This is a genomic window from Streptomyces sp. PH10-H1 (assembly GCF_030063355.1).
In the GTDB taxonomy this organism is placed as follows: domain Bacteria; phylum Actinomycetota; class Actinomycetes; order Streptomycetales; family Streptomycetaceae; genus Actinacidiphila.
This window is the reverse complement of the sequence record NZ_JASISZ010000088.1, coordinates 1-18,175: the sequence shown is the minus strand read 5'-3', so window position 1 is coordinate 18,175 and position 18,175 is coordinate 1. Positions and strand designations below refer to the sequence as shown.

Below are 18,175 nucleotides of genomic sequence, written 5' to 3'. Positions count from 1 at the left end.
AGTTCTGATGTTCAGTACACACTCGTGGGGAGCCACCGAGCAGGAATGTGCGGCCAGTTACCCGTGCGACGAACACCTGCCGAAGCCGTACCTCAGCTTCCACCGTGCTATCGACGTCGACGCGCCGGTCCCGCTGACATTCCGGTGGCTGTGCCAGGTGAGGACCGGTGCGTACACCTATGGCCGGCTGCACAGCAGCAGCCGGACGCTCACCCCCGGTGCGGAGAACCTGGCGATCGGCCAGCGCTTCCTCGCCTTCGACCTCGTCGACTTCGAACCCGGCAGCCACCTCACCGGTGTCACCTACCCCGCGGCGCGCCGCGCCTATGGCGTGATCGCGGTGACCTACCAGGTCGTTCCCCGGGCAACTGGGGCCAGTCGGCTGGTCGTACGGCTCAACGCGGCCGCACCGACGGGCCTGGCGCGGATCCGGGCATCGGTGCTCGCGGTCGGCGACACCGTCATCATGCGCAAACAACTGCTGACCCTGAAGGCGCTGGCCGAACGCGATGCCGCGGCGCCGCAATGACCGGGAGGAGGCTGTACAGCTCGTGAACGATCCGTCACGTTACCTGCTGATTGAAAGCCAGGGACCATGGGCCGGACCGAACGCCGGCCGGTTCCTGGACGATGCCCGCGTGCTCGCGGAAGCAGGCCACGAGGTCTGCGTGTTCCTGGTGCAGGACGGTGTCTTCGCCGCGGCGCCAGGAGCGCCCCAGCTGGAGCGCCTGGCCGAACTGGGCGCCCAGGTCTGGGTGGACGACTTCTCTGCGGCACAACGCGCGCTCAGCGCCCGGAAACTGTCGCCCCACGTGACCGTGACAGGCATGGACTCTGCGGCACGGCTGCTGCTGTCCGAGGGCTGCCGGAATGTGTGGCACTGATGGCCGCCACGATCACCCAGCGCCGCTGGGACCTGCTGCTCGTCGTCACCGCCGCCCCGCATTCCAACGACGTGATCACCTCGGCCCTGCGGCTGGCCCAGGCCGTGCTCGACGAGGGCAGAACCGTCCGGCTGTGGGCCTGCGGCTACGCCAACATGCTGACGCAGACCACGCACGGCGAGACGAAACTGGTGAACACCCGCGACCCGGAGGGTGTCTACCCCTCCAGCTCACGCATCGTGCGGGACATGCTGGCGGCCAATCCCGGGCGGTTCGCCTGGATCGCGTGCACAGCCTGCAGCGCGGAGCGCGGCGCCACGCAGCACATCGACGAGGTGCGCTTCCGTTCGCCCATGCGCTTTGTCTCCACCATCCAGGGCGCGGAGAACACCGTCTTCATCGGAGGTGCCTGATGTCCGGCTACCGCGTGCTCGGAGTGATCGACCGGGCCTACCGGGGCTCTGTCGAGGTGCAGTTCTTCGATGCCCTGTACGGCATCCTCGACTTCCGTGCCCAACTGGGCGGGGTGGCCCTCGCGCTGCGCGGCGCGGCGGTCACCCTGGCGGTGGACGAGGACGCCTACCTGCCGGTCGTCGAGTTCGGGCCGCTGCGCCTGGAGACACTGCCGGACTACCGGAACTCGGTACGTCAGCTGGTCGCCGAGGGCGTCCCCGTCATGGTCGATGAGCCGGACCTGCGCGCCCTGGGCTTCGGACCGCTGGATCTGGTACCGGGTGTGGACTGTCTGGACACCAATGAACTGGCTGCCCGCTGGTCCGAGTACGACGGAGTGTGGTTCGTATGAACGGCGTTGGAACGCTCAAGGCGCTCATCCCGCACCGCTTTCCCGTTCTCCTCGTGGACCGGGTGCTCGAGATCGAGCCAGGGGACCGGATCGTCTGCGTCAAGGCGGTGACCTGTAACGAGCCGTGGTACCAGGAACTGCCCGAGCACACCCCGGACGCCGGCTACGCCTATCCGACGGCGCTCGTGGTCGAGTCCTGGTGCCAGAGCGCCGCGCTGCTGGCCGCATGGGACCAGCCGCGTGACGTGGTGGAAGGGCAAGTGGCCTTGTTCGGCGGCATCTCAGGGATCCGTATACACGGAGAGGTGTTCCCCGGTGAGCTGCTGCGCCACGAGGTACGGATCAGCCGCGCACTGCAGGGGACGTGGTTCTTCGAGGGAACGACTACCGCTCTGGACGGACGGGAGGTGCTTGCCGTGGACAGCGTGATGACCGCTCTGCGTCCCAGCGGGGTCCTGAACCCTCTTACACAGGTGCTGATATGACGGCGGCCGTACGTGAACTGCCATTCGCCGCACCGTTGCTAGCGGTGGACCGCGTCGAACTGCTGGAGCAGGGGGCCGGACCGCGGCTGCGCGCCTCCAAGCTCGTCACCATCGAGGATCCGTACATGGCCGGCCACTTCCCTGGGCTGACCATGCTGCCGGCGGTCTTCCTGCTCGAGGGGCTTCGGCAGGCGGTGGCCCGGGCCTTCGATCTCGCGGATCCACCGGAACTGCTCCAGGTGCGCTCGGCCAGACTCCTCGCCCCCATGCTGGGCGGTGACGAGATCACTCTCGACGCGGCGGTCGAACCGCAGCCCGATGGGGCGCGCTGGGCGATCGACGCGCGGTGCACGCGGGCGGACGGCACGCCGGTGGCGAGGTTGAAGGTGCTGGTCGGAGTCCCAGGAGAGGCGGACGCGATCACGGCGCCCACCGCGCCCCCGGAACCGGTGGACGGCGCACCGGTGATCGATCACGTCCGCATCCGCGAGCTGCTGCCGGTACGGCATCCGATGCTGCTGGTGGACCGGGTGGATTCGCTCGACCCCGGCCGGCGAATCTCCACCGTGAAAGCGGTCACCGGAAGCGAACCCTGCTATCAGTCACTGCCCGAAGGACTGTCAGCGGCCGGGTACGCCTACCCCCGCTCGCTGGTCTTCGAGTCGTTCGGGCAGAGCGCGGCATTGCTGTGGCTCGCCAGTACCGGAGCGGGTGTCCCGGACGGCGTCCTGATGCTCGCGGCGATGCGGGGCTGTCGCTTCGCAGGTGGCGTACAGCCCGGTGAGACGATGCGGCATGTGGTCCGGCTGGAACAACTGTCCTCCGGTGCGGCCTTCCTGTCGGGAGAGATCTGGGCGGGTGCGCAATGTGTGGCCGTGGTCGACCAGCTCATCGCGGTCAACCGCCCGCGGGCGGACGTACGGGCCGCTCCCTGAGCGCGAAGCCCCGCTCTCCCGCCGCCGTATTCGGGAATTCCGCATCGCAAGGTGCCATGGCATTCGCACGACGATTCTCCCGCTCTCATAGTGAACGCCCATGACAGGTGGAACAGGCGCCACTCGGCGGCTAATGTGAATAGCGGCCGAATGAGAAATTCAAGTCGGCTGGGGCAACTAATGGAAGGTGTACAGGAAATGACGACTGTCGCTAACAAGCAGGAGCAGCTCGATGAAATCCGCGAGATTGTCGCGGAGGTGCTCGAGTTGGAGCCCGAGGAGATCGCCGACGCCGGTCTCTTCGTCGAGGAGTACGAGGCCGATTCGCTCCGTGCGATCGAGATCCTCGCCCGCCTCGAGAAGAAGTACAAGGTCGAGATACCGCAGTCGGAGCTGCCCAAGATGGTTAATCTGACCGAGGTCTACAACATCCTGGCGCAGCACGCCGGCTGGCTGGGCTGAAACCATGCGACGGGTAGTCATCACCGGCCTGGGGCCTGTGTCGAGCATCGGGATCGGAGCGCTCGCCTATGGCACGGCGCTGCGCGAGGGCGTCAGCGGCGTCTCCCCGATCAAGTGTTTCGACACGAGCGGCTTCCCTTACTACATGGCCGGCGAAGTGCACGACTTCCGGCCGGAGGACATGGTCCGGCGGCTGTCCATCGATGAGTGGGGCCGTACCAGCCTCTTCGCGGCATCCGCGGCCCGCCTTGCGGTCGCGGATGCCGGAATCGACGAGGACGAACTGGCTGCGGCCCGAGCCGGATCGAGCATGGGCACCACCGGCGGAGAGTCGCAGGTACTCGAACGGCTCACCGGCGACAGCCTGACCGCCGGCCTCGACGGCCTCGACTCCAGACTCGTACGCCAAGTGTCCAGCGCCCGGCTGTCCCATGCGGTCAACCGGGAACTGCGGCTGACCGGCGACGCGGTGACGCTGTCCACTGCCTGCTCCGCCAGCAACTATGCCCTCGGCTATGCCTACGACCTGATCAGGACCGGCGAAGCCGACTACATGATCGCCGGCGGCGCAGACTCGGTCGGCCGCTGGTCGCACGCGGGCTTCTACCGCCTCGGGGCGCTCACGGAGAAGGCCTGCTCGCCGTTTGACAAGAACCGGTCCGGGATCATCACCGGAGAGGGCGGAGCTGCGATGTTCCTGGAGAGCCTGGAGTCCGCGCAGGCCCGCGGTGCCCGCATCCATGCCGAGGTTCTCGGTTACGGGCTGAACTGCGACGCCAACCACATGGTCGCTCCGAACCGGGCCAGCATCGCCGAATGCATGCGCCTGGCTCACTACAACGCCGGAGTCAAGGCGTCGGAAGTGGACTACATCTGCGCCCACGGCACCGGCACCCCGACGAACGACATCGTAGAGGCCGGCGCGGTGGTCGATGTCTTCGGCGACAATCCGCCGCCGATCAGCTCCACCAAGTCGATGCTCGGTCACACCATGGGCGCCGCCAGCGGTCTGGCCGCCATCGCCTCGGTACTCGGCATTGTCGGATCATTCCTGCCGCCCACCATCAACTTCAACACCCCGGACCCGGACATGCCCAGGATCGACCCTGTCCCCAACAAGGCGCGGACCGCCGATGTGCGGATCGCCCAAGTCAACGGATTCGCGTTCGGCGGCAACAACGCCATCGTCATGCTGGGGAGGTTCTCGTGACCGCCGCCACGGAACTCGCGCCCGGAACCGTTCCGGCCCCGGCCGGCCCCCGGGTCCTGGCCATCACCGGCTTCGGCGTCCTGTCCGGTGCCGGTATAGGACCGCGGGCCCTCGCCGCCGCGATCAACGAGCAGCACGCCGAACCCGCCGACGTCAGCGGCATGTTCGAGGAGCAGCTGCCGGGCAGCCACGCCCACGCGCTGGTGGACTTCAAGGTCCGCGATCACCTCGGCCGCAAGGGCACTTCGTTCTTCGACCGCAGCACCGCGCTCAGCATGGTCGCGTGCAAGGAGGCGCTGTCCGACACCGACCTCGACATCAACGACGACAACCGCGCCAGGATCGGCATCACCCTGGGCACCACCGCGGGAAGCGCCAAGTCGACCAGCGACTACAGCCGCGACACCTTCGTCCAGGACCGTCCCTACCTGGTCAACCCGCTGTTGTTCCCCAACGCGGTGATGAACTGCGCTGCCGGCCAGGCCGGTATCTGGTACGGCCTGCAGGGAGCGAACGCCACGATCGCGGGCGGTCCGCTGGCCATGCTCAATGTGCTGCGCTACAGCCGCAACCTCATCGGATGCGGTTATGCGGACGCCCTGCTGGTGGGCTCCGTCGAGGAGTTCAGCCCGCAGTCGGCCTGGGCCGTGCACTACGCGCAGTCCACCGAGGGCGGGAACCTGCCGCCGGGTGAGGGCGCAGCGGTCTTCGTGGTCGAGGACGCCGTCGCGGTGCGTGCCGCCGGGCGGCGAATCGACGCCGAAGTGCTCGCCGTCGAGGTCGGGGTCTTCGACCCGCCGGGCCCCGACGATACATTCACCCGGGGTTTGGCCACCTGCCTGGCACGGGCGCTGGAACGGGCCGGAGTCACCACGGACCAGGTCACCACTGTGGCCACCGCCGCCAACGGAATGTCCCGCCTCGACGATGCCGAGGAAGCGGCGATCACCTCCGTGCTCGGCGCCGAGGTGCCCCGACTGCGCGTCAAGGAGGCCACCGGAGAGGCGTTCAGCGCCTCAGGTGCCTTCCAACTCGCCGCACTGCTTGCCCGGCACCGCGCCGAGCCGGCCCGGGACGGTGAGATATCGGTGATCACCACGCGTTCCGCCGATGGCGCGGCAGGCGCCGCTGTCGTCAGGGGGTGGAGCCGTGACGGTGGCGATAACGGGTAGCTCCATGATCACCTGCGTGGGCGGCCTGGACGACACCTTCGAGGCGCTGCTCGCCGGGCGCAGCGGGGTCTCCCCGCTGCGCTGCGGCGACCCGGACAAGCTCAATGTCCGTTACGCGTACAGCATCGATGACGCGGATGCCGTCCCGGCCGGTGGCGCGCGGCTGGCCGGCAGGTGGCTCGCCCGCTGTGTGCGCGAAGCCCTCGACAACGCGGGGGTGGACCCGGCCGTGCGACGGGTCGCCGTGATCGTCGGCACCGGCATGCGCGAGCACCGCGCCGTGGAGCAGTGGCATGCCGACGGCGCCGAGCTCCGGCTGGCGCAGACGCATTTCGCCGAAGCGGTCCGCTCGGTGGCGCCCGGCGTCACCGAGGTACACACCCTCGCCAACGCTTGTGCCGCCTCCGGCTACGCGCTCGCTCTCGCCGCCGACCTGCTCGAACTGGGCGAGGCCGACGCGGTGGTGGCTGCGGGCTGCGACACGATGACCGAATCCATGCTCACCATGATCGGCCGGGTGGGTACCACCACGGCCGACACAGTACGGCCCTTCGACGCGAACCGCGAGGGAGTGTTGCTCGGCGAAGGCGCGGTCGCCGTCGTGGTGGAGCGGACGGGTGACGGCCGTGCCCCGCTCGGACTGCTGCGCGGTGTCGGTCTGGGCTGCGACGCCCACCACGAGACCGCGCCCGACCTCTCCGGCATCGTCGCCACGATGCGAGACGCGCACCGCCGTGCCGGGGTGACCCCGGAGGAGATCGGCCTGGTCCTCGCACACGGCACCGCCACCGGGCTCAATGATCCCACCGAGGCCGCCGCCCTGCTGGAGACGTTCGGCCCCGACGGGCCGCCCGTCACCGCGATCAAGGGCGCCATCGGGCACACCTCAGGCGGCGCCGCGCTGATGAGCGTCCTGGTGGCGCTCCGCGCCATGGGCGCCGGCGTGGTGCCTCCGGTTGTCGGCCTGCGCACCCCGATCGCGGAGGCCGAGAAGCTCAACCTCGTTCACGGGCAGCCGCTGGCGGCGCGTCCCCGGATGGCTCAGGTGAACGCCTTCGGGTTCGGCGGAGTCAACGCAGTGGTGATCCTGGAGGCCTGTGATGCCTGAGCGCAGCAGACTGCTCGCGGTGGACGGCTGGGCCGTGCATGCCCCCGGCTGGGCCGGGACCGACCTTCCGGGTTCTCCCGCGGAGCCGGCCTGCCCGCCCGAGCGGGCCAAGGAAGTGCTGGGTAGAAAAGGGCTGCTGGGCAAAGAACCCGCTACCAGGCTGGCGCTGTGCGCGGTCCACCGCGCACTGGGTCTTCCGCCGGGGCGCCCCACCGAGCCGCTGCCCGGCGCCGCGGGCACCGCGGTCGTCGTCGCCTCCAACTTCGGCAACGTCGAGACGGTGTGCACCGTACTGACGGACATGCGCGAGCGCTCCGGTTCCGTGGTCAGCCCGATGGACGCCCCGAACGCCTCCAGCAACGTCATCGCCAGCACGATCGCCATCTGGTACGGCTTCACCGGCCCCAATCTGACCGTGTGCAGCGGCGCGACAGCCGGTCTGGACGCGATACGCCTGGCGCGGTTGCTGCTGCTGTCCGGACGCGCGGACAAGGCCGTTGTGGTCGGGGTCGAACCCGCGGACCCGGTCGCCGCCCGACTGGCCGCACTGCGTCCGGAACCGGGGGAGACGCTGGCGGCCGCGGCCGGATGTGTCCTGCTCGGTGTTCCCGGAGCCTGGCCCGAGCCGAGCGGCCTGCTGTGCGGACCGGTAGGGCGGCACAGCGATCCGGTACCCGTGGCGGGACCGGAACCCGGTGAAATGTACGGTGCCGCCGGCATCGTGCGGCTCGCTGTGGCCGCCTCCCGCCTGGCCGGGAGCGGACCTGACACCGCGCCCGTCACCGTCGGCTGCGGTGACACCGAGGACGGCTGGGCGAGCCTGGAGCTCGTCCGCCACGCTCACGCGGGAGCGGCGGTATGAACGGGTGGACCCAGGTGGCCGCCGCCGACGGGATGGAGGTGTGGCGCGGGCCGGGGGAGGGGCCGCCGCTGGTTGCCGTACACGGCATCGAGGACTCCTGGCGCAACTGGCATCACCTGGCCGAGCGGCTGGAGGGTTACACCACCTACGCGCTCCAGATGCCCTGGCACGGCGGCAACACCTACGCCTGGCGTGCGCAGGGCAGCCCGGCACAGTGGCTGCGCCGGGCCCTGGAACTGGTCCCCGAACAGCCGGACGTCCTGCTCGGCCACTCCTTCGGCGCGAACGCCATCCTGGAATATCTGTCGACGATGGAGGACGGCGCGAATCGGAAACTCTCCGCTGTCGTGCTGGCCGCGCCGTTCTACCGGCCCGCCGGATTCGCCCTGTCCGAACCACTGCGGCTGCGTTCCCAGGCGGCGTTCCGCAGGGTGCTCGTGGACGGGCTGCACCTGTCGCTGGGCCCGAGGGGATCGCGGATGGACCCGGAGATCCGCTCATTGATGGAGCAAAAGCTCCTGGAGCGGGCGGTGCCCGCGGGATTCCCGGTCTTCTACCAGGAGTTCGAGGCCTCCGGCGGTCTGGACCTGACTCGGATCAGCGTGCCGACGCTCGTGCTGGCCGGCACACGGGACGAAGGGCTCACCCCGATGCGTGCCGCCGCCCTGGACAAGGCCATGCCGGCCGCCACGGTACGGCTGACGCCGGGCTACGGGCACTTCTGCCACATCGCGCAGGCGCACGAGATGAGCCAGGAGGCAGGCGCTTTCCTGCGGGACACCTCTGCCTGGCCCACCGACCACTCACAAGGAGAACCGACCATGACCGAGCTGCTCGACGGAGAGCCCACGAGCTATGTGGGAATGCCGCGCTATGAAGGTGCGAACATCCGCACCTGGATCGGGTTCAAGCACTTCATGTACCTGGTCGAGGAAGGGATCCTGCAGTACTTCAGGGACCGAGGCGTCGGCGCCCGCTCGCTTTACCACACGTACGGCCTGGGCCTGGAGATCGTCGACTCCTCGGTCCAGCTGCCGGTCGCCCTCGAGGCGGACGAGCAGGTCTACGCCACCATCGTATCGGCCAAGGCCAAGGCCAAGCCGGGTCAGGGCGCACCGTTCAACGTCACGCTGACCGTGGAGCGCGACGGCAGGACGGTCACCGCCCTCAAAGGCAAGGTCCGCGTCGCACTCGTCACCGTCAAGGACGGGTCGGGCACCGAGCCGGTCCCGGCGTTCCTGGAACCCTACGTCGTCCCCGACATCGGGGCGCTGGACAACGCCCAGCAGGCCATCTTGGCGATCGAGGACGGCCAGGAGGTCGCCGACGTACTGGCGCCGGAAGGCTCCGGCTCGATGCTGTGGTCCTGGCGGGCTCCGTACTACTACTGCCACTTCTCCGACCGGCTGCAGCACTCCGCTTATGTGCGCACCCTCGAGGAGGTCGTGGACCGCTACCTGTACGCCCAGGGCCTGTCCGTCGGAGGGCTGCTGGAGGAGCGCGGCTGGATTCCGGTGGTCTCCCGGGCCCGCGTGCAGATGCTCTCCGACGTCTGGATGGAGGAGACCGTGCACACGGTCTTCACGGTGGACGAGATCCTGCGCGACACGATGTACACCGCGCGGATGGACTGCTATGTACGCCGCGGGAACCACCTGGAACGCGCCGCGACCGGCACCATCATGCACGGCTACGCAATCAGCCGCGGCGAACTGGCCGGCACCGTCGCGGTCCTCGACGAAGCTGTGCAGACCTCGCTGCGGGGTGGTGCGAAGTGAGGATGAGGAAGCCGCCGCGCCTGTACTTCTCCCTGCGCAGCCCGTTCAGCTGGATGGCCGTGCGCCAGCTGGAGGAGAGCCTGCCCAACGCCCATGAACTCATCGAATACGTGCCGTTCTCCGAGCCGGACGAGCACAGCGTGGCAGCGCTGGAGGCGCAGGGCGGCGAGTTCCACTACGTGGCCATGAGCAAGGCCAAGCACCTGTACATCCTGAACGACACCAAGCGCCTGGCCGCGAAGTTCGGCTACGAGATGAAGTGGCCGATCGACAAGGGCGACGAGTGGTGGGACCTGCCCCACCTGGCCTGGTTCAAGGCCAAGGAACTCGGCGTGCACAAGGAGTACTACGAGGCCGTCATGACGGCCCGCTGGGAGCGCGGCGAGAACATCTGCGACCGCGACCTGCTGCGCCGGGTCTGCGACGAAGCCGGGCTCCCTGGGGACGCGCTGGTCATGGCGCCCGAAGAGGCGCACATCCGCGAGCAGGGCACGGCGGCGCTCATGCAGATCTACGAGGACGACATCTTCGGCGTCCCCTACTTCAAGATCGGCCGGCACCGCTTCTGGGGCCGCGACCGGCTCGAGGACTTCCTGGCAGCGCTGCAACAGGCGCTGGCCACCGCGAGTAAGGCATGAGGAGCACCGTCATGACGACAACGCAGACCGCGACGACCGAGCCCGTGCCGTACCCGCTGGTCGACACGGCGTGGGGTGCGGACCCGCTGGACGGGATTCCGCAGGAACTCCTGGAGCGACCCGGCGCCATGGATGTCGACACCGCGGGTGGCTGCGGCTGACAGCCGCGCCTCCCGCGCCGCGTCCGCGGCACGGTCACCGCACTCACCACACCGAACACCTCCGCACCAGTGGCGGCAACCCAGGAAGGGCAATCACAGTGACCGAACGCCGTTTGGCCATCGTCACCGGTGGATCTCGTGGAATCGGCAGGGCCGTGGCGGTGCAACTCGCCGCAGACGGCTACAACATCGCCTTCTGCTACCGCAGCGGCACCGAAGCGGCCGCCGAGACCGAGAAACTCGTGCGCGAGAACGGCGCGGATGTCTACCACGCGCCGTGCGACGTCGCCGACTTCGACTCCGTGGAGCAGTTCGTGGCGCAGGCCGCCAAGGAGCTCGGCCCGGTCCATGTGCTCGTCAACTCGGCGGGCATCGTGCGCGACAACCCCCTGGTCCTGATGCCGGTCGACGACTGGCGCGCCGTCATCGACACCAACCTCAGCGGCACATTCAACTTCTGCCGCTCCGTGTGCTTCAGCTTCATGAAGCGCAAGGAAGGGGTCATCGTCAACATGTCCTCCATCGCCGGCGTGTACGGCAACCCCACTCAGACCAACTACTCCGCCTCCAAAGCCGGCATCCAGGGCATGAGCGCCGCGCTGGCCAAGGAGGTCGCGCCCTATGGCATCCGCGTGAACGCCGTCGCTCCCGGCTTCATCGAGACCGACATGACCAAGGCCCTGCCGGAGAAGGTGCGCGCCACCGCGCTCAAGGCGATCCCGCTCAAGCGGTACGGCGGCGCGGCGGAGGTGGCGGACCTCGTCTCGTTCCTGGTCTCCGACAAGGCCGCCTACATCACTGGCGAGGTCATCCAGATCGACGGCGGGGTTGTGCTGTGACCTGTGTTCCCGTCGCGGCGGCGGGGAGACCCACGGTGAGAGCGTCGTGCCCGAGCCCGCCGTGATCGCCGTCCCTGCGTCCCGCGGGGCGCAGCCTGGACCGATCGTCTGACACCGCAGCGCAGACGCCACATCACGAGGGGCAGTTCCCAGTGGACAAGACCGCGTTCGTCTTCCCCGGCCAGGGCTCACAGCGGGTGGGCATGGGCCTGCACCTCATCGAGGAGCGGCCCGACCTGCTCGACCTGTACTACCGCCCGGCCGACGAGATCCTTTCCTTCCCATTGTCCGCGACCTGCTGGGAGGGCCCCGCTGAAGTGCTGCGGGACACCTCCGTCACCCAGCCCGCGGTCTTTCTCACCAGCCTGGCGACGCTGGAGGTGCTGCGCGGGCGCGGTGCCCGGCCCGACGTCGTCGCCGGCCACAGCCTCGGCGAGTACACGGCGATGGTGGCCGCGGGCGTACTCGACTGGACCGACGCCCTGCGCCTGGTGCGCCGCCGCGGGGAGCTCATGGAGGCCGTCAACCGGGACGTGCCCGGCAGCATGGCCGCGGTGATCGGCCTCGGCCTGGGGACGGTCGAGGAGATCTGCGCCGAGGGCGCGGCCGAGACCGGCCAGATCGTCGAGGTCGCCAACGACAACGAGCCAGGGCAGGCCGTTGTCTCCGGACAAGCGGACGCGGTGGCGTGGGTCCGGCGGGAAGCCGAGCGGCGCGGGGCGATGAAGGTGGTGGAGCTCGCGGTGGGGGCCCCGTTTCACTGCAGCCTGATGGCGGGAATCGAGGAGGAGTTCGCCGCGGAACTCTCCCGCATCCCCTTCAGGGAACCGCGGATCCCGTTCGTCTCCGGAGTCACGGCGGACTATGTCACCAGTGCGCGGGACGCCGTGTCCTGCCTGCGCAGGCAACTGACCGGCCGGGTGCGGTGGACCGATACGGTGCGGCGCCTGGCCGCCGACGGCGCCGGCCGGTTCATCGAGGTCGGGCCGGGCCGGGCCCTGGGCGGCCTGTGCCGCCGCACCGCCCCGGAAGTCCCGGTCCGCGCGACGAACGACGAGCGCCGGCTGGCCCAGACGCTCGCGGAGTTCGCGTCGGTCGAGACCGCCGCCTGACCAACGTGTTGCCGACGAGGAGTGTGGATCATGCGAACAGCAGGCGGCCGACCCGCCACGGACCTGTCCGAGCGAGGCGCCCCGGCGCCCGTGAAGACCATTGCCGCCCGGCAGATGATGCAAGGGCCCATGAGCGGGCGGATCGACCAACTCGCCGGGCTGAAGGAATCGGTCCGACAGGGCCCCGACCGGGCGGCCACCGAGCGCCAGCACGCCAAGGGCAAGCTGACCGCGCACGAGCGCGTCGAACTGCTGCTGGACGAGGGGTCGTTCACCGAGATCGAGGCGCTGAGGCGGCACCGGGCGACCGGTTTCGGCCTGGAGAACCGCCGTCCGTACTCCGACGGTGTCATCACCGGCTGGGGGACCGTCTACGGGCGGACGGTTTTCGTCTATGCGCACGACTTCCGCATCTTCGGCGGCGCACTGGGCGAGGCCCACGCGGAGAAGATCCACAAGGTGATGGACCTGGCGCATGCGGCCGGCGCTCCACTGGTCAGCCTCAATGACGGTGCGGGCGCCCGCATCCAGGAGGGTGTCAGCGCCCTCGCCGGTTACGGCGGGATCTTCCAGCGCAATACCGCTGCCTCCGGGGTGATTCCGCAGATCAGCGTGATGCTCGGCCCGTGTGCGGGCGGCGCGGCGTACTCACCCGCGCTGACGGACTTCGTTTTCATGGTCCGTGAGACCTCGCAGATGTTCATCACGGGGCCCGACGTGGTGCAGGCGGTCACCGGGGAGAAGGTGTCGCAGAACGGACTCGGTGGCGCCGATGTCCATGCGGGGATCTCAGGCGTGGCGGCGTTCGCCTACGACGACGAGGTGCAGTGCCTGGAGGACGTGCGTTACCTGCTCTCGATGCTTCCGGCGAACAACCGCGAACAGCCCCCGGCGGTTCAGTCCTCGGACCCTGCCGACCGCTCGACCGGGGCGTTGCTCGACATCGTCCCCGCAGATGCCAACCGTGCCTACGATGTGCGTGCCGTGATCGAGGAGATCGTCGACGACGGGGAGTACCTGGAGATCCAGGAACTGTGGGCGCCCAACATCGTGTGCGCCCTGTCCCGGCTCGACGGCCGCGTCGTGGGCATCGTCGCCAACAACCCGGGCGCCGTGGCCGGGGTGCTGGACATTCACGCCTCCGAGAAGGCGGCGCGGTTCGTGCAGTTCTGCGACGCGTTCAACATCCCGCTGGTCACCCTGGTCGATGTGCCGGGCTTCCTGCCCGGCGTGGAGCAGGAGCACGGCGGCATCATCCGGCACGGCGCCAAACTGCTGTACGCCTACTGCAACGCCACTGTGCCGCGCGTCCAGGTGATCATGCGCAAGGCATACGGCGGGGCGTACATCGTCATGGACTCCCGCTCCATCGGTGCCGACCTCTCCCTGGCCTGGCCGGGCAACGAGATCGCCGTCATGGGCGCCGAGGGCGCGGCGAATGTCATCTTCCGGCGGGAGATCGCGGCGGCGGACGACCCCGAGGCGGTACGCGAGCAGAAGATCAAGGAGTACCGCACCGAGCTGATGCACCCGCTGTACGCGGCCGAGCGCGGGCTCGTCGACGATGTCATCGACCCCGCGCAGACCCGGGCGGTGCTGATCAGCTCCCTGGCCATGCTGCGGCACAAGTACGCGGACCTCCCGTCCCGCAAGCACGGAAACCCCCCGGTATGACGGCGGCACGCGCCGATGACGGCGCCGTACGGATCGTACGAGGTGTCGCGGATGCCGCGGAACTCGCGGCTCTCACGGTGGTGCTGCACGTTTTGGCGCGTCACCGGGGTGCCGCCCCGGTCGGACCGTCGGGCGTCAGCTGGGACCGGCAGGCCGGAGCCCGGTACCGCCCGGCCAGCTCCTGGAGAGCGTAACCGGTAATCCCCCCAATGCTCCGCAGGTATGCCTGGTCCGTCCGGCGGCTGATCCGTGAATTCTCAAGGTCAGAGCTGGTTGGCAGATGCCGGATTCGGAAACCGGGCCCGCCCCATTGACTGCGGTGCCGCTCTGTTCCCCCGACAGGCGGCCCGCACCTCCGGCCTCCCCTGCACGGGGGAGGCCGGTTTCCTCCCCGGCGGGCCATATCCGACCGTACCGTGCACCAGGATGGGCGACTTTCCGAAGCCACCCGCTGATAGCGGGACGCACCACGGTTGGCGAACTACCGGTACTTTCTCTCAACCCCCATCAGGGCTGGACCGAGTGAATGTCAGGAGCCTAATCTGCGACATGTAGGAGCCTTATCGGAGAGCTGCGTGGAGGAATTAAGAACATGGCCAATCCCTTTGATTCCGAAGACGGAGTCTTCCTCGTTCTGGTCAATGACGAGGGACAGCACTCGCTGTGGCCGGGTTTTGCCGAGGTGCCCGCCGGCTGGGCCGTGGCGCTCGGTGAGGGCACCCGCCAGGAGTGCTTGGACTACATCAACGAAAACTGGACCGACCTGCGACCGAAAAGTCTCGCAGCGGCGATGAAGTAGCGCGTAATCCGAGTCCTCTCGCCCATCCGATGGTCGGTGTGGAAAGTCTCTAGAGATTAGGGTTCGTTGGCGGATGTCAAATTCGGAAATAAGGCCCATTCAGTTGACCGGGGGTCAATCCGGTCTCTGGTACGCCCAGCAATTGGCCGGGCCTAACGCCGTGTTCAACGCTGGCGGGTATCTGGAGATTCACGGGGCGGTCGACACGGCGCTGTTCCTGGCGGCTGCCCGGCAGGTGGTGCGGGAGACCGACGCGCTCCGGGTGCGTTTCGTCGACGGCCCCGCGGAACCCTCGCAGCTCATCCAGCCGGTGGGTGATGAGAGCCGGTGGCCGGTCTCTGCGCTGGATCTCGGTATGGCGGCCGAGCCCGAAGCGGCCGCCAGGGATTGGATGCACGCCGACCTGGCCGAGGCCGTTGACCTCACCCGAGGGCCGTTCTTCCGGTTCGCGCTGATCAAGATCGCGGAGGACCGGTACTTCTGGTACTACCGCTACCACCACGTGATCATGGACGGGTTCGGCGCGCAGCTCGTCACCCGCCGGCTTGCCGCCGTCTACACGGCGATGGCGGCGGGCCTGCCGTCGGACGAGGACGCTTTTGGGCCCCTCGCCGAGCTGATCGAGGATGACGAGGCCTACCGGGCATCGGAACAGTTCATCGCCGACCGTGAGTTCTGGACCAGTCGGCTGGCGGACTGTCCCGAGCCGACGCTGTTGGCCGAACGCCCGACCACCATGCCGCAGTTCCTGCTCAAGCGGACACTCCGCGTCGAGGCCGACCGGGCGGATGCCGTACGCGAGCTGGGGCGGCAGGCCGGTGTGTCCTGGCCGGTAGTGCTGTGCGCGGCCCTGGCCCTTTACCTCAACCGGCTCTCCGGGAACCCGGAAGTGCTGGTTGCCCTCTCGACCGGCGCGCGGACCACGCGGACCGCCCGGAGTATCCCCGGAATGGTGTCCAACGTGCTCGCCCTGCGGCTGGGGGTGCGGCCGGACATGACGGTGGCAGACCTGCTGCGGCAGACCTCGGTCCAGATGCGGGCCGCCGTCCGCCACCAGCGCTACCGGTACGAGGACATCCGCCGGGACCTGCTGCTGCTCGGTGACGACCAGCGGTTGCTCGGCCCTCGGCTCAACATCCTGGTCGCCGACGACATCGTGACCTTCGACGGCTTGCCGACCACCGCACACCGGCTCGTCCACGCACAGGACGACGACCTGTCCGTGATCGTCTTCGCCCAGGCGGACGGCGGCTTCCTGGTGGAGCTCACCGCCAACCCCGACCTCTACACCACCGATACGGTCGACCGGCACCACCGCGACCTGCTGGCCCTGGTGGACAGCCTGGCCGCTGCTGATCCGGAACAGTTGGCCGGGCGGGTCGATGTGGTGGAGCCGGTTGAGCAGCAGCGGATTCTGGCGGAGTGGAGTGCGGGCGGACGGGAGGGGCTGCCGGACATACCGGTGGTCACGTTGCCGGAGTTGTTCGAGCGGCAGGCTGCCCGGTGCCCGGATTCTGTCGCGGTGGTCGCTGAAGACTGCTCGCTGACCTATGCCGAGCTCAATGTGCGGGCCAACCGGCTGGCCCATCTCCTTCTGGCCCGAGGCGTACGGCCGGAGCAGTTCGTCGCGCTGGCGCTGCCCAGGTCGGCGGAGATGGTGGTGGCCTTGCTGGCGGTACTCAAGGCGGGGGCGGCCTATCTGCCGTTGGACCCCGCCTATCCCGCCGACCGGCTGGCCCTCATGGTCGCGGACGCCCGGCCCGCGCTGGTGCTGGCCGTGGCCGAAACCGCGGAGGTCACCGAGCAGGCCGTCGCCGGCCTGCCGTGCCTGCTGCTCGACGAAGCGGCGGCAGAGCTCGCCGGATACCCCGGCGCCGATCCCACCGACGCGCAACGGGCGACACCGCTCACCGCCGCCGACGCGGCATATGTGATCTACACCTCCGGCTCCACCGGGCGCCCCAAGGGCGTGGTGATCCCCCACTCCAACGTGGTCCGGCTCTTCGAGCAGACCCAGCAGTGGTTTGACTTCGGCCCCGACGATGTCTGGACGATGTTCCACTCCTACGCCTTCGACTTCTCCGTCTGGGAGATCTGGGGCCCCCTGCTGCACGGCGGACGGCTGGTCGTCGTCCCGTTCCGTGTGAGCCGATCGCCCGAGGAGTTCCTGGAACTGCTGGTCCGGGAGCGGGTCACGGTGCTCAACCAGACCCCGTCCGCGTTCTACCAGTTGATGCAGGCCGACCAGGACAACCCCGCACTCAGCGGTGAGCTGGCACTGCGTGTGGTGGTCTTCGGCGGCGAGGCACTGGAACTCGGCCGCCTGAAGGACTGGTACCAGCGCCACCCGCAGAACGCGCCGCTGCTGGTCAACATGTACGGGATCACCGAGACCACCGTGCACGTCAGCTACCTGCCACTGGACGGCGCGCAAGCGGCGGCCTGCGGCGGCAGCTTGATCGGCACGGGCATCGGCGACCTGCGGGTCTATGTCCTGGACGGGGCGCTGCGCCTGTCCCCGGCCGGCGCGACCGGAGAGTTGTACATCGGCGGCCACGGCGTGGCCCGCGGTTATCTGCGCCGTGCGGGGTTGACGGCGGAGCGTTTCGTCGCTGATCCCTTCGGTGTTCCCGGTGCCCGGATGTATCGCACGGGGGACCTTGCCCGCTGGACCACCGACGACTCGGGCAATCTCGAGTACATCGGGCGGGCCGACCAGCAGGTCAAGATCCGCGGCTTCCGCATCGAACTCGGCGAGATCGAGACCGCCCTGGCCACCCATCCCGACGTCACCCAGGTCGCGGTCACCGCGCCCACCGGAACCGACGGCACCCGACGCCTCATCGCCTACGCCGTCCCCGCCCCCGGCACCACCCTGGACCCCCACACCCTGCGCAAACACGCCGCCGCCCACCTCCCCGACTACATGCTCCCCACCCACATCGTCCAACTCGACCAGCTCCCCCTGACCCCCAACGGCAAACTCGACCACCGCGCCCTCCCCGCCCCCCACACCCCCCACAACCCTGCGGGACGCCCGCCCCGCACCCCCCAAGAAGACCAGCTCTGCACCCTCTTCGCGCAAACCCTCGACCTCCCCACCGTCACCATCGACGACAACTTCTTCGACCTCGGCGGACACTCCCTCCTCGCCACCCGCCTCGTCAGCCGCATCCGCACCACCCTCCACACCGAACTCCCCATCCGCACCCTCTTCGAACACCCCACCGTCGCCCAACTCACCCAACACC

Annotated in this window: 20 protein-coding genes; all 20 read left to right on the top strand. The window is 68.9% G+C overall.

All coding sequences use genetic code 11. The features are described from left to right. Nucleotides 1-7 precede the first annotated feature (7 nt). Nucleotides 8-529, top strand: a complete 522-nt coding sequence (locus QMK24_RS35000; RefSeq protein WP_283470896.1) for a hypothetical protein — start codon at nucleotides 8-10, stop codon at nucleotides 527-529. Further along, a complete protein-coding gene (locus QMK24_RS34995) occupies nucleotides 510-884 on the top strand; it encodes a DsrE family protein (RefSeq protein ID WP_283470895.1) in 375 nt (124 codons plus the stop codon). Before QMK24_RS35000 ends, QMK24_RS34995 begins: the two co-directional genes overlap by 20 nt. Further along, nucleotides 884-1,297, top strand: coding sequence for a hypothetical protein (locus QMK24_RS34990; RefSeq protein WP_283470894.1), 414 nt, complete (start codon nucleotides 884-886; stop codon nucleotides 1,295-1,297). Before QMK24_RS34995 ends, QMK24_RS34990 begins: the two co-directional genes overlap by 1 nt. Further along, nucleotides 1,297-1,689, top strand: coding sequence for a hypothetical protein (locus QMK24_RS34985; protein ID WP_283470893.1), 393 nt, complete (start codon nucleotides 1,297-1,299; stop codon nucleotides 1,687-1,689). The genes QMK24_RS34990 and QMK24_RS34985 overlap by 1 nt, the downstream gene beginning before the upstream one ends. Continuing rightward, nucleotides 1,686-2,174 carry a 3-hydroxyacyl-ACP dehydratase FabZ family protein gene (locus tag QMK24_RS34980; protein WP_283470891.1) on the top strand — a complete coding sequence of 163 codons (489 nt, stop codon included), beginning with the start codon at nucleotides 1,686-1,688 and terminating at the stop codon, nucleotides 2,172-2,174. The genes QMK24_RS34985 and QMK24_RS34980 overlap by 4 nt, the downstream gene beginning before the upstream one ends. Continuing rightward, nucleotides 2,171-3,109: a 3-hydroxyacyl-ACP dehydratase FabZ family protein gene (locus QMK24_RS34975; protein ID WP_283470889.1), complete on the top strand. Its 939-nt coding sequence runs from the start codon at nucleotides 2,171-2,173 to the stop codon at nucleotides 3,107-3,109. Before QMK24_RS34980 ends, QMK24_RS34975 begins: the two co-directional genes overlap by 4 nt. A 198-nt stretch (nucleotides 3,110-3,307) precedes the next feature. Continuing rightward, nucleotides 3,308-3,571, top strand: coding sequence for an acyl carrier protein (locus QMK24_RS34970; protein WP_283470888.1), 264 nt, complete (start codon nucleotides 3,308-3,310; stop codon nucleotides 3,569-3,571). 4 nt (nucleotides 3,572-3,575) lie between these two features. After that, nucleotides 3,576-4,781 (top strand): beta-ketoacyl-[acyl-carrier-protein] synthase family protein, encoded by a 1,206-nt coding sequence (locus QMK24_RS34965; RefSeq protein WP_283470887.1) that lies wholly within the window; start codon nucleotides 3,576-3,578, stop codon nucleotides 4,779-4,781. After that, entirely contained in the window at nucleotides 4,778-5,953 is a 1,176-nt protein-coding gene (locus QMK24_RS34960; protein WP_283470886.1) for a beta-ketoacyl synthase N-terminal-like domain-containing protein, read from the top strand. The genes QMK24_RS34965 and QMK24_RS34960 overlap by 4 nt, the downstream gene beginning before the upstream one ends. 4 nt (nucleotides 5,954-5,957) lie before the next feature. Further along, a complete protein-coding gene (locus QMK24_RS34955) occupies nucleotides 5,958-7,061 on the top strand; it encodes a beta-ketoacyl synthase N-terminal-like domain-containing protein (protein ID WP_283470885.1) in 1,104 nt (367 codons plus the stop codon). Beyond that, nucleotides 7,054-7,923, top strand: coding sequence for a beta-ketoacyl synthase N-terminal-like domain-containing protein (locus tag QMK24_RS34950; protein WP_283470884.1), 870 nt, complete (start codon nucleotides 7,054-7,056; stop codon nucleotides 7,921-7,923). Before QMK24_RS34955 ends, QMK24_RS34950 begins: the two co-directional genes overlap by 8 nt. Beyond that, complete coding sequence (locus tag QMK24_RS34945) at nucleotides 7,920-9,701, top strand: alpha/beta fold hydrolase (protein WP_283470883.1); 1,782 nt, start codon at nucleotides 7,920-7,922, stop codon at nucleotides 9,699-9,701. Before QMK24_RS34950 ends, QMK24_RS34945 begins: the two co-directional genes overlap by 4 nt. Nucleotides 9,702-9,703: 2 nt before the next feature. Beyond that, entirely contained in the window at nucleotides 9,704-10,339 is a 636-nt protein-coding gene (locus QMK24_RS34940; protein ID WP_283470882.1) for a 2-hydroxychromene-2-carboxylate isomerase, read from the top strand. An 11-nt stretch (nucleotides 10,340-10,350) separates the two neighbouring features. Next, nucleotides 10,351-10,500 carry a hypothetical protein gene (locus QMK24_RS34935; RefSeq protein ID WP_283470881.1) on the top strand — a complete coding sequence of 50 codons (150 nt, stop codon included), beginning with the start codon at nucleotides 10,351-10,353 and terminating at the stop codon, nucleotides 10,498-10,500. A 92-nt stretch (nucleotides 10,501-10,592) separates the two neighbouring features. Further along, nucleotides 10,593-11,339, top strand: a complete 747-nt coding sequence (fabG, locus tag QMK24_RS34930) for a 3-oxoacyl-[acyl-carrier-protein] reductase (RefSeq protein WP_283470908.1) — start codon at nucleotides 10,593-10,595, stop codon at nucleotides 11,337-11,339. A 152-nt stretch (nucleotides 11,340-11,491) separates the two neighbouring features. After that, on the top strand, nucleotides 11,492-12,451 hold the full coding sequence (gene fabD, locus QMK24_RS34925) for an ACP S-malonyltransferase (RefSeq protein ID WP_283470880.1): 960 nt from the start codon (nucleotides 11,492-11,494) through the stop codon (nucleotides 12,449-12,451). A 114-nt stretch (nucleotides 12,452-12,565) separates the two neighbouring features. Next, nucleotides 12,566-14,125 carry an acyl-CoA carboxylase subunit beta gene (locus QMK24_RS34920; protein ID WP_283470907.1) on the top strand — a complete coding sequence of 520 codons (1,560 nt, stop codon included), beginning with the start codon at nucleotides 12,566-12,568 and terminating at the stop codon, nucleotides 14,123-14,125. Beyond that, entirely contained in the window at nucleotides 14,122-14,319 is a 198-nt protein-coding gene (locus tag QMK24_RS34915; protein ID WP_283470879.1) for an acyl-CoA carboxylase epsilon subunit, read from the top strand. Before QMK24_RS34920 ends, QMK24_RS34915 begins: the two co-directional genes overlap by 4 nt. A 398-nt stretch (nucleotides 14,320-14,717) precedes the next feature. After that, nucleotides 14,718-14,924, top strand: coding sequence for an MbtH family protein (locus QMK24_RS34910; protein ID WP_283470878.1), 207 nt, complete (start codon nucleotides 14,718-14,720; stop codon nucleotides 14,922-14,924). Nucleotides 14,925-15,084: 160 nt separating this feature from the next. Beyond that, the coding region (locus QMK24_RS34905; RefSeq protein WP_283470877.1) for a non-ribosomal peptide synthetase at nucleotides 15,085-18,175 on the top strand (3,091 nt) is incomplete at its 3' end.

What these genes read in the sequence shown, in the direction of transcription:
- QMK24_RS35000 (WP_283470896.1), top strand. Translation starts at nt 8, where the DNA reads ATGTTCAGTACACACTCGTGGGGAGCCACCGAGCAGGAATGTGCGGCC.
- QMK24_RS34995 (WP_283470895.1), top strand. Translation starts at nt 510, where the DNA reads ATGCCGCGGCGCCGCAATGACCGGGAGGAGGCTGTACAGCTCGTGAAC.
- QMK24_RS34990 (WP_283470894.1), top strand. Translation starts at nt 884, where the DNA reads ATGGCCGCCACGATCACCCAGCGCCGCTGGGACCTGCTGCTCGTCGTC.
- QMK24_RS34985 (WP_283470893.1), top strand. Translation starts at nt 1,297, where the DNA reads ATGTCCGGCTACCGCGTGCTCGGAGTGATCGACCGGGCCTACCGGGGC.
- QMK24_RS34980 (WP_283470891.1), top strand. Translation starts at nt 1,686, where the DNA reads ATGAACGGCGTTGGAACGCTCAAGGCGCTCATCCCGCACCGCTTTCCC.
- QMK24_RS34975 (WP_283470889.1), top strand. Translation starts at nt 2,171, where the DNA reads ATGACGGCGGCCGTACGTGAACTGCCATTCGCCGCACCGTTGCTAGCG.
- QMK24_RS34970 (WP_283470888.1), top strand. Translation starts at nt 3,308, where the DNA reads ATGACGACTGTCGCTAACAAGCAGGAGCAGCTCGATGAAATCCGCGAG.
- QMK24_RS34965 (WP_283470887.1), top strand. Translation starts at nt 3,576, where the DNA reads ATGCGACGGGTAGTCATCACCGGCCTGGGGCCTGTGTCGAGCATCGGG.
- QMK24_RS34955 (WP_283470885.1), top strand. Translation starts at nt 5,958, where the DNA reads ATGATCACCTGCGTGGGCGGCCTGGACGACACCTTCGAGGCGCTGCTC.
- QMK24_RS34950 (WP_283470884.1), top strand. Translation starts at nt 7,054, where the DNA reads ATGCCTGAGCGCAGCAGACTGCTCGCGGTGGACGGCTGGGCCGTGCAT.
- QMK24_RS34945 (WP_283470883.1), top strand. Translation starts at nt 7,920, where the DNA reads ATGAACGGGTGGACCCAGGTGGCCGCCGCCGACGGGATGGAGGTGTGG.
- QMK24_RS34940 (WP_283470882.1), top strand. Translation starts at nt 9,704, where the DNA reads ATGAGGAAGCCGCCGCGCCTGTACTTCTCCCTGCGCAGCCCGTTCAGC.
- QMK24_RS34935 (WP_283470881.1), top strand. Translation starts at nt 10,351, where the DNA reads ATGACGACAACGCAGACCGCGACGACCGAGCCCGTGCCGTACCCGCTG.
- QMK24_RS34920 (WP_283470907.1), top strand. Translation starts at nt 12,566, where the DNA reads ATGATGCAAGGGCCCATGAGCGGGCGGATCGACCAACTCGCCGGGCTG.
- QMK24_RS34915 (WP_283470879.1), top strand. Translation starts at nt 14,122, where the DNA reads ATGACGGCGGCACGCGCCGATGACGGCGCCGTACGGATCGTACGAGGT.
- QMK24_RS34910 (WP_283470878.1), top strand. Translation starts at nt 14,718, where the DNA reads ATGGCCAATCCCTTTGATTCCGAAGACGGAGTCTTCCTCGTTCTGGTC.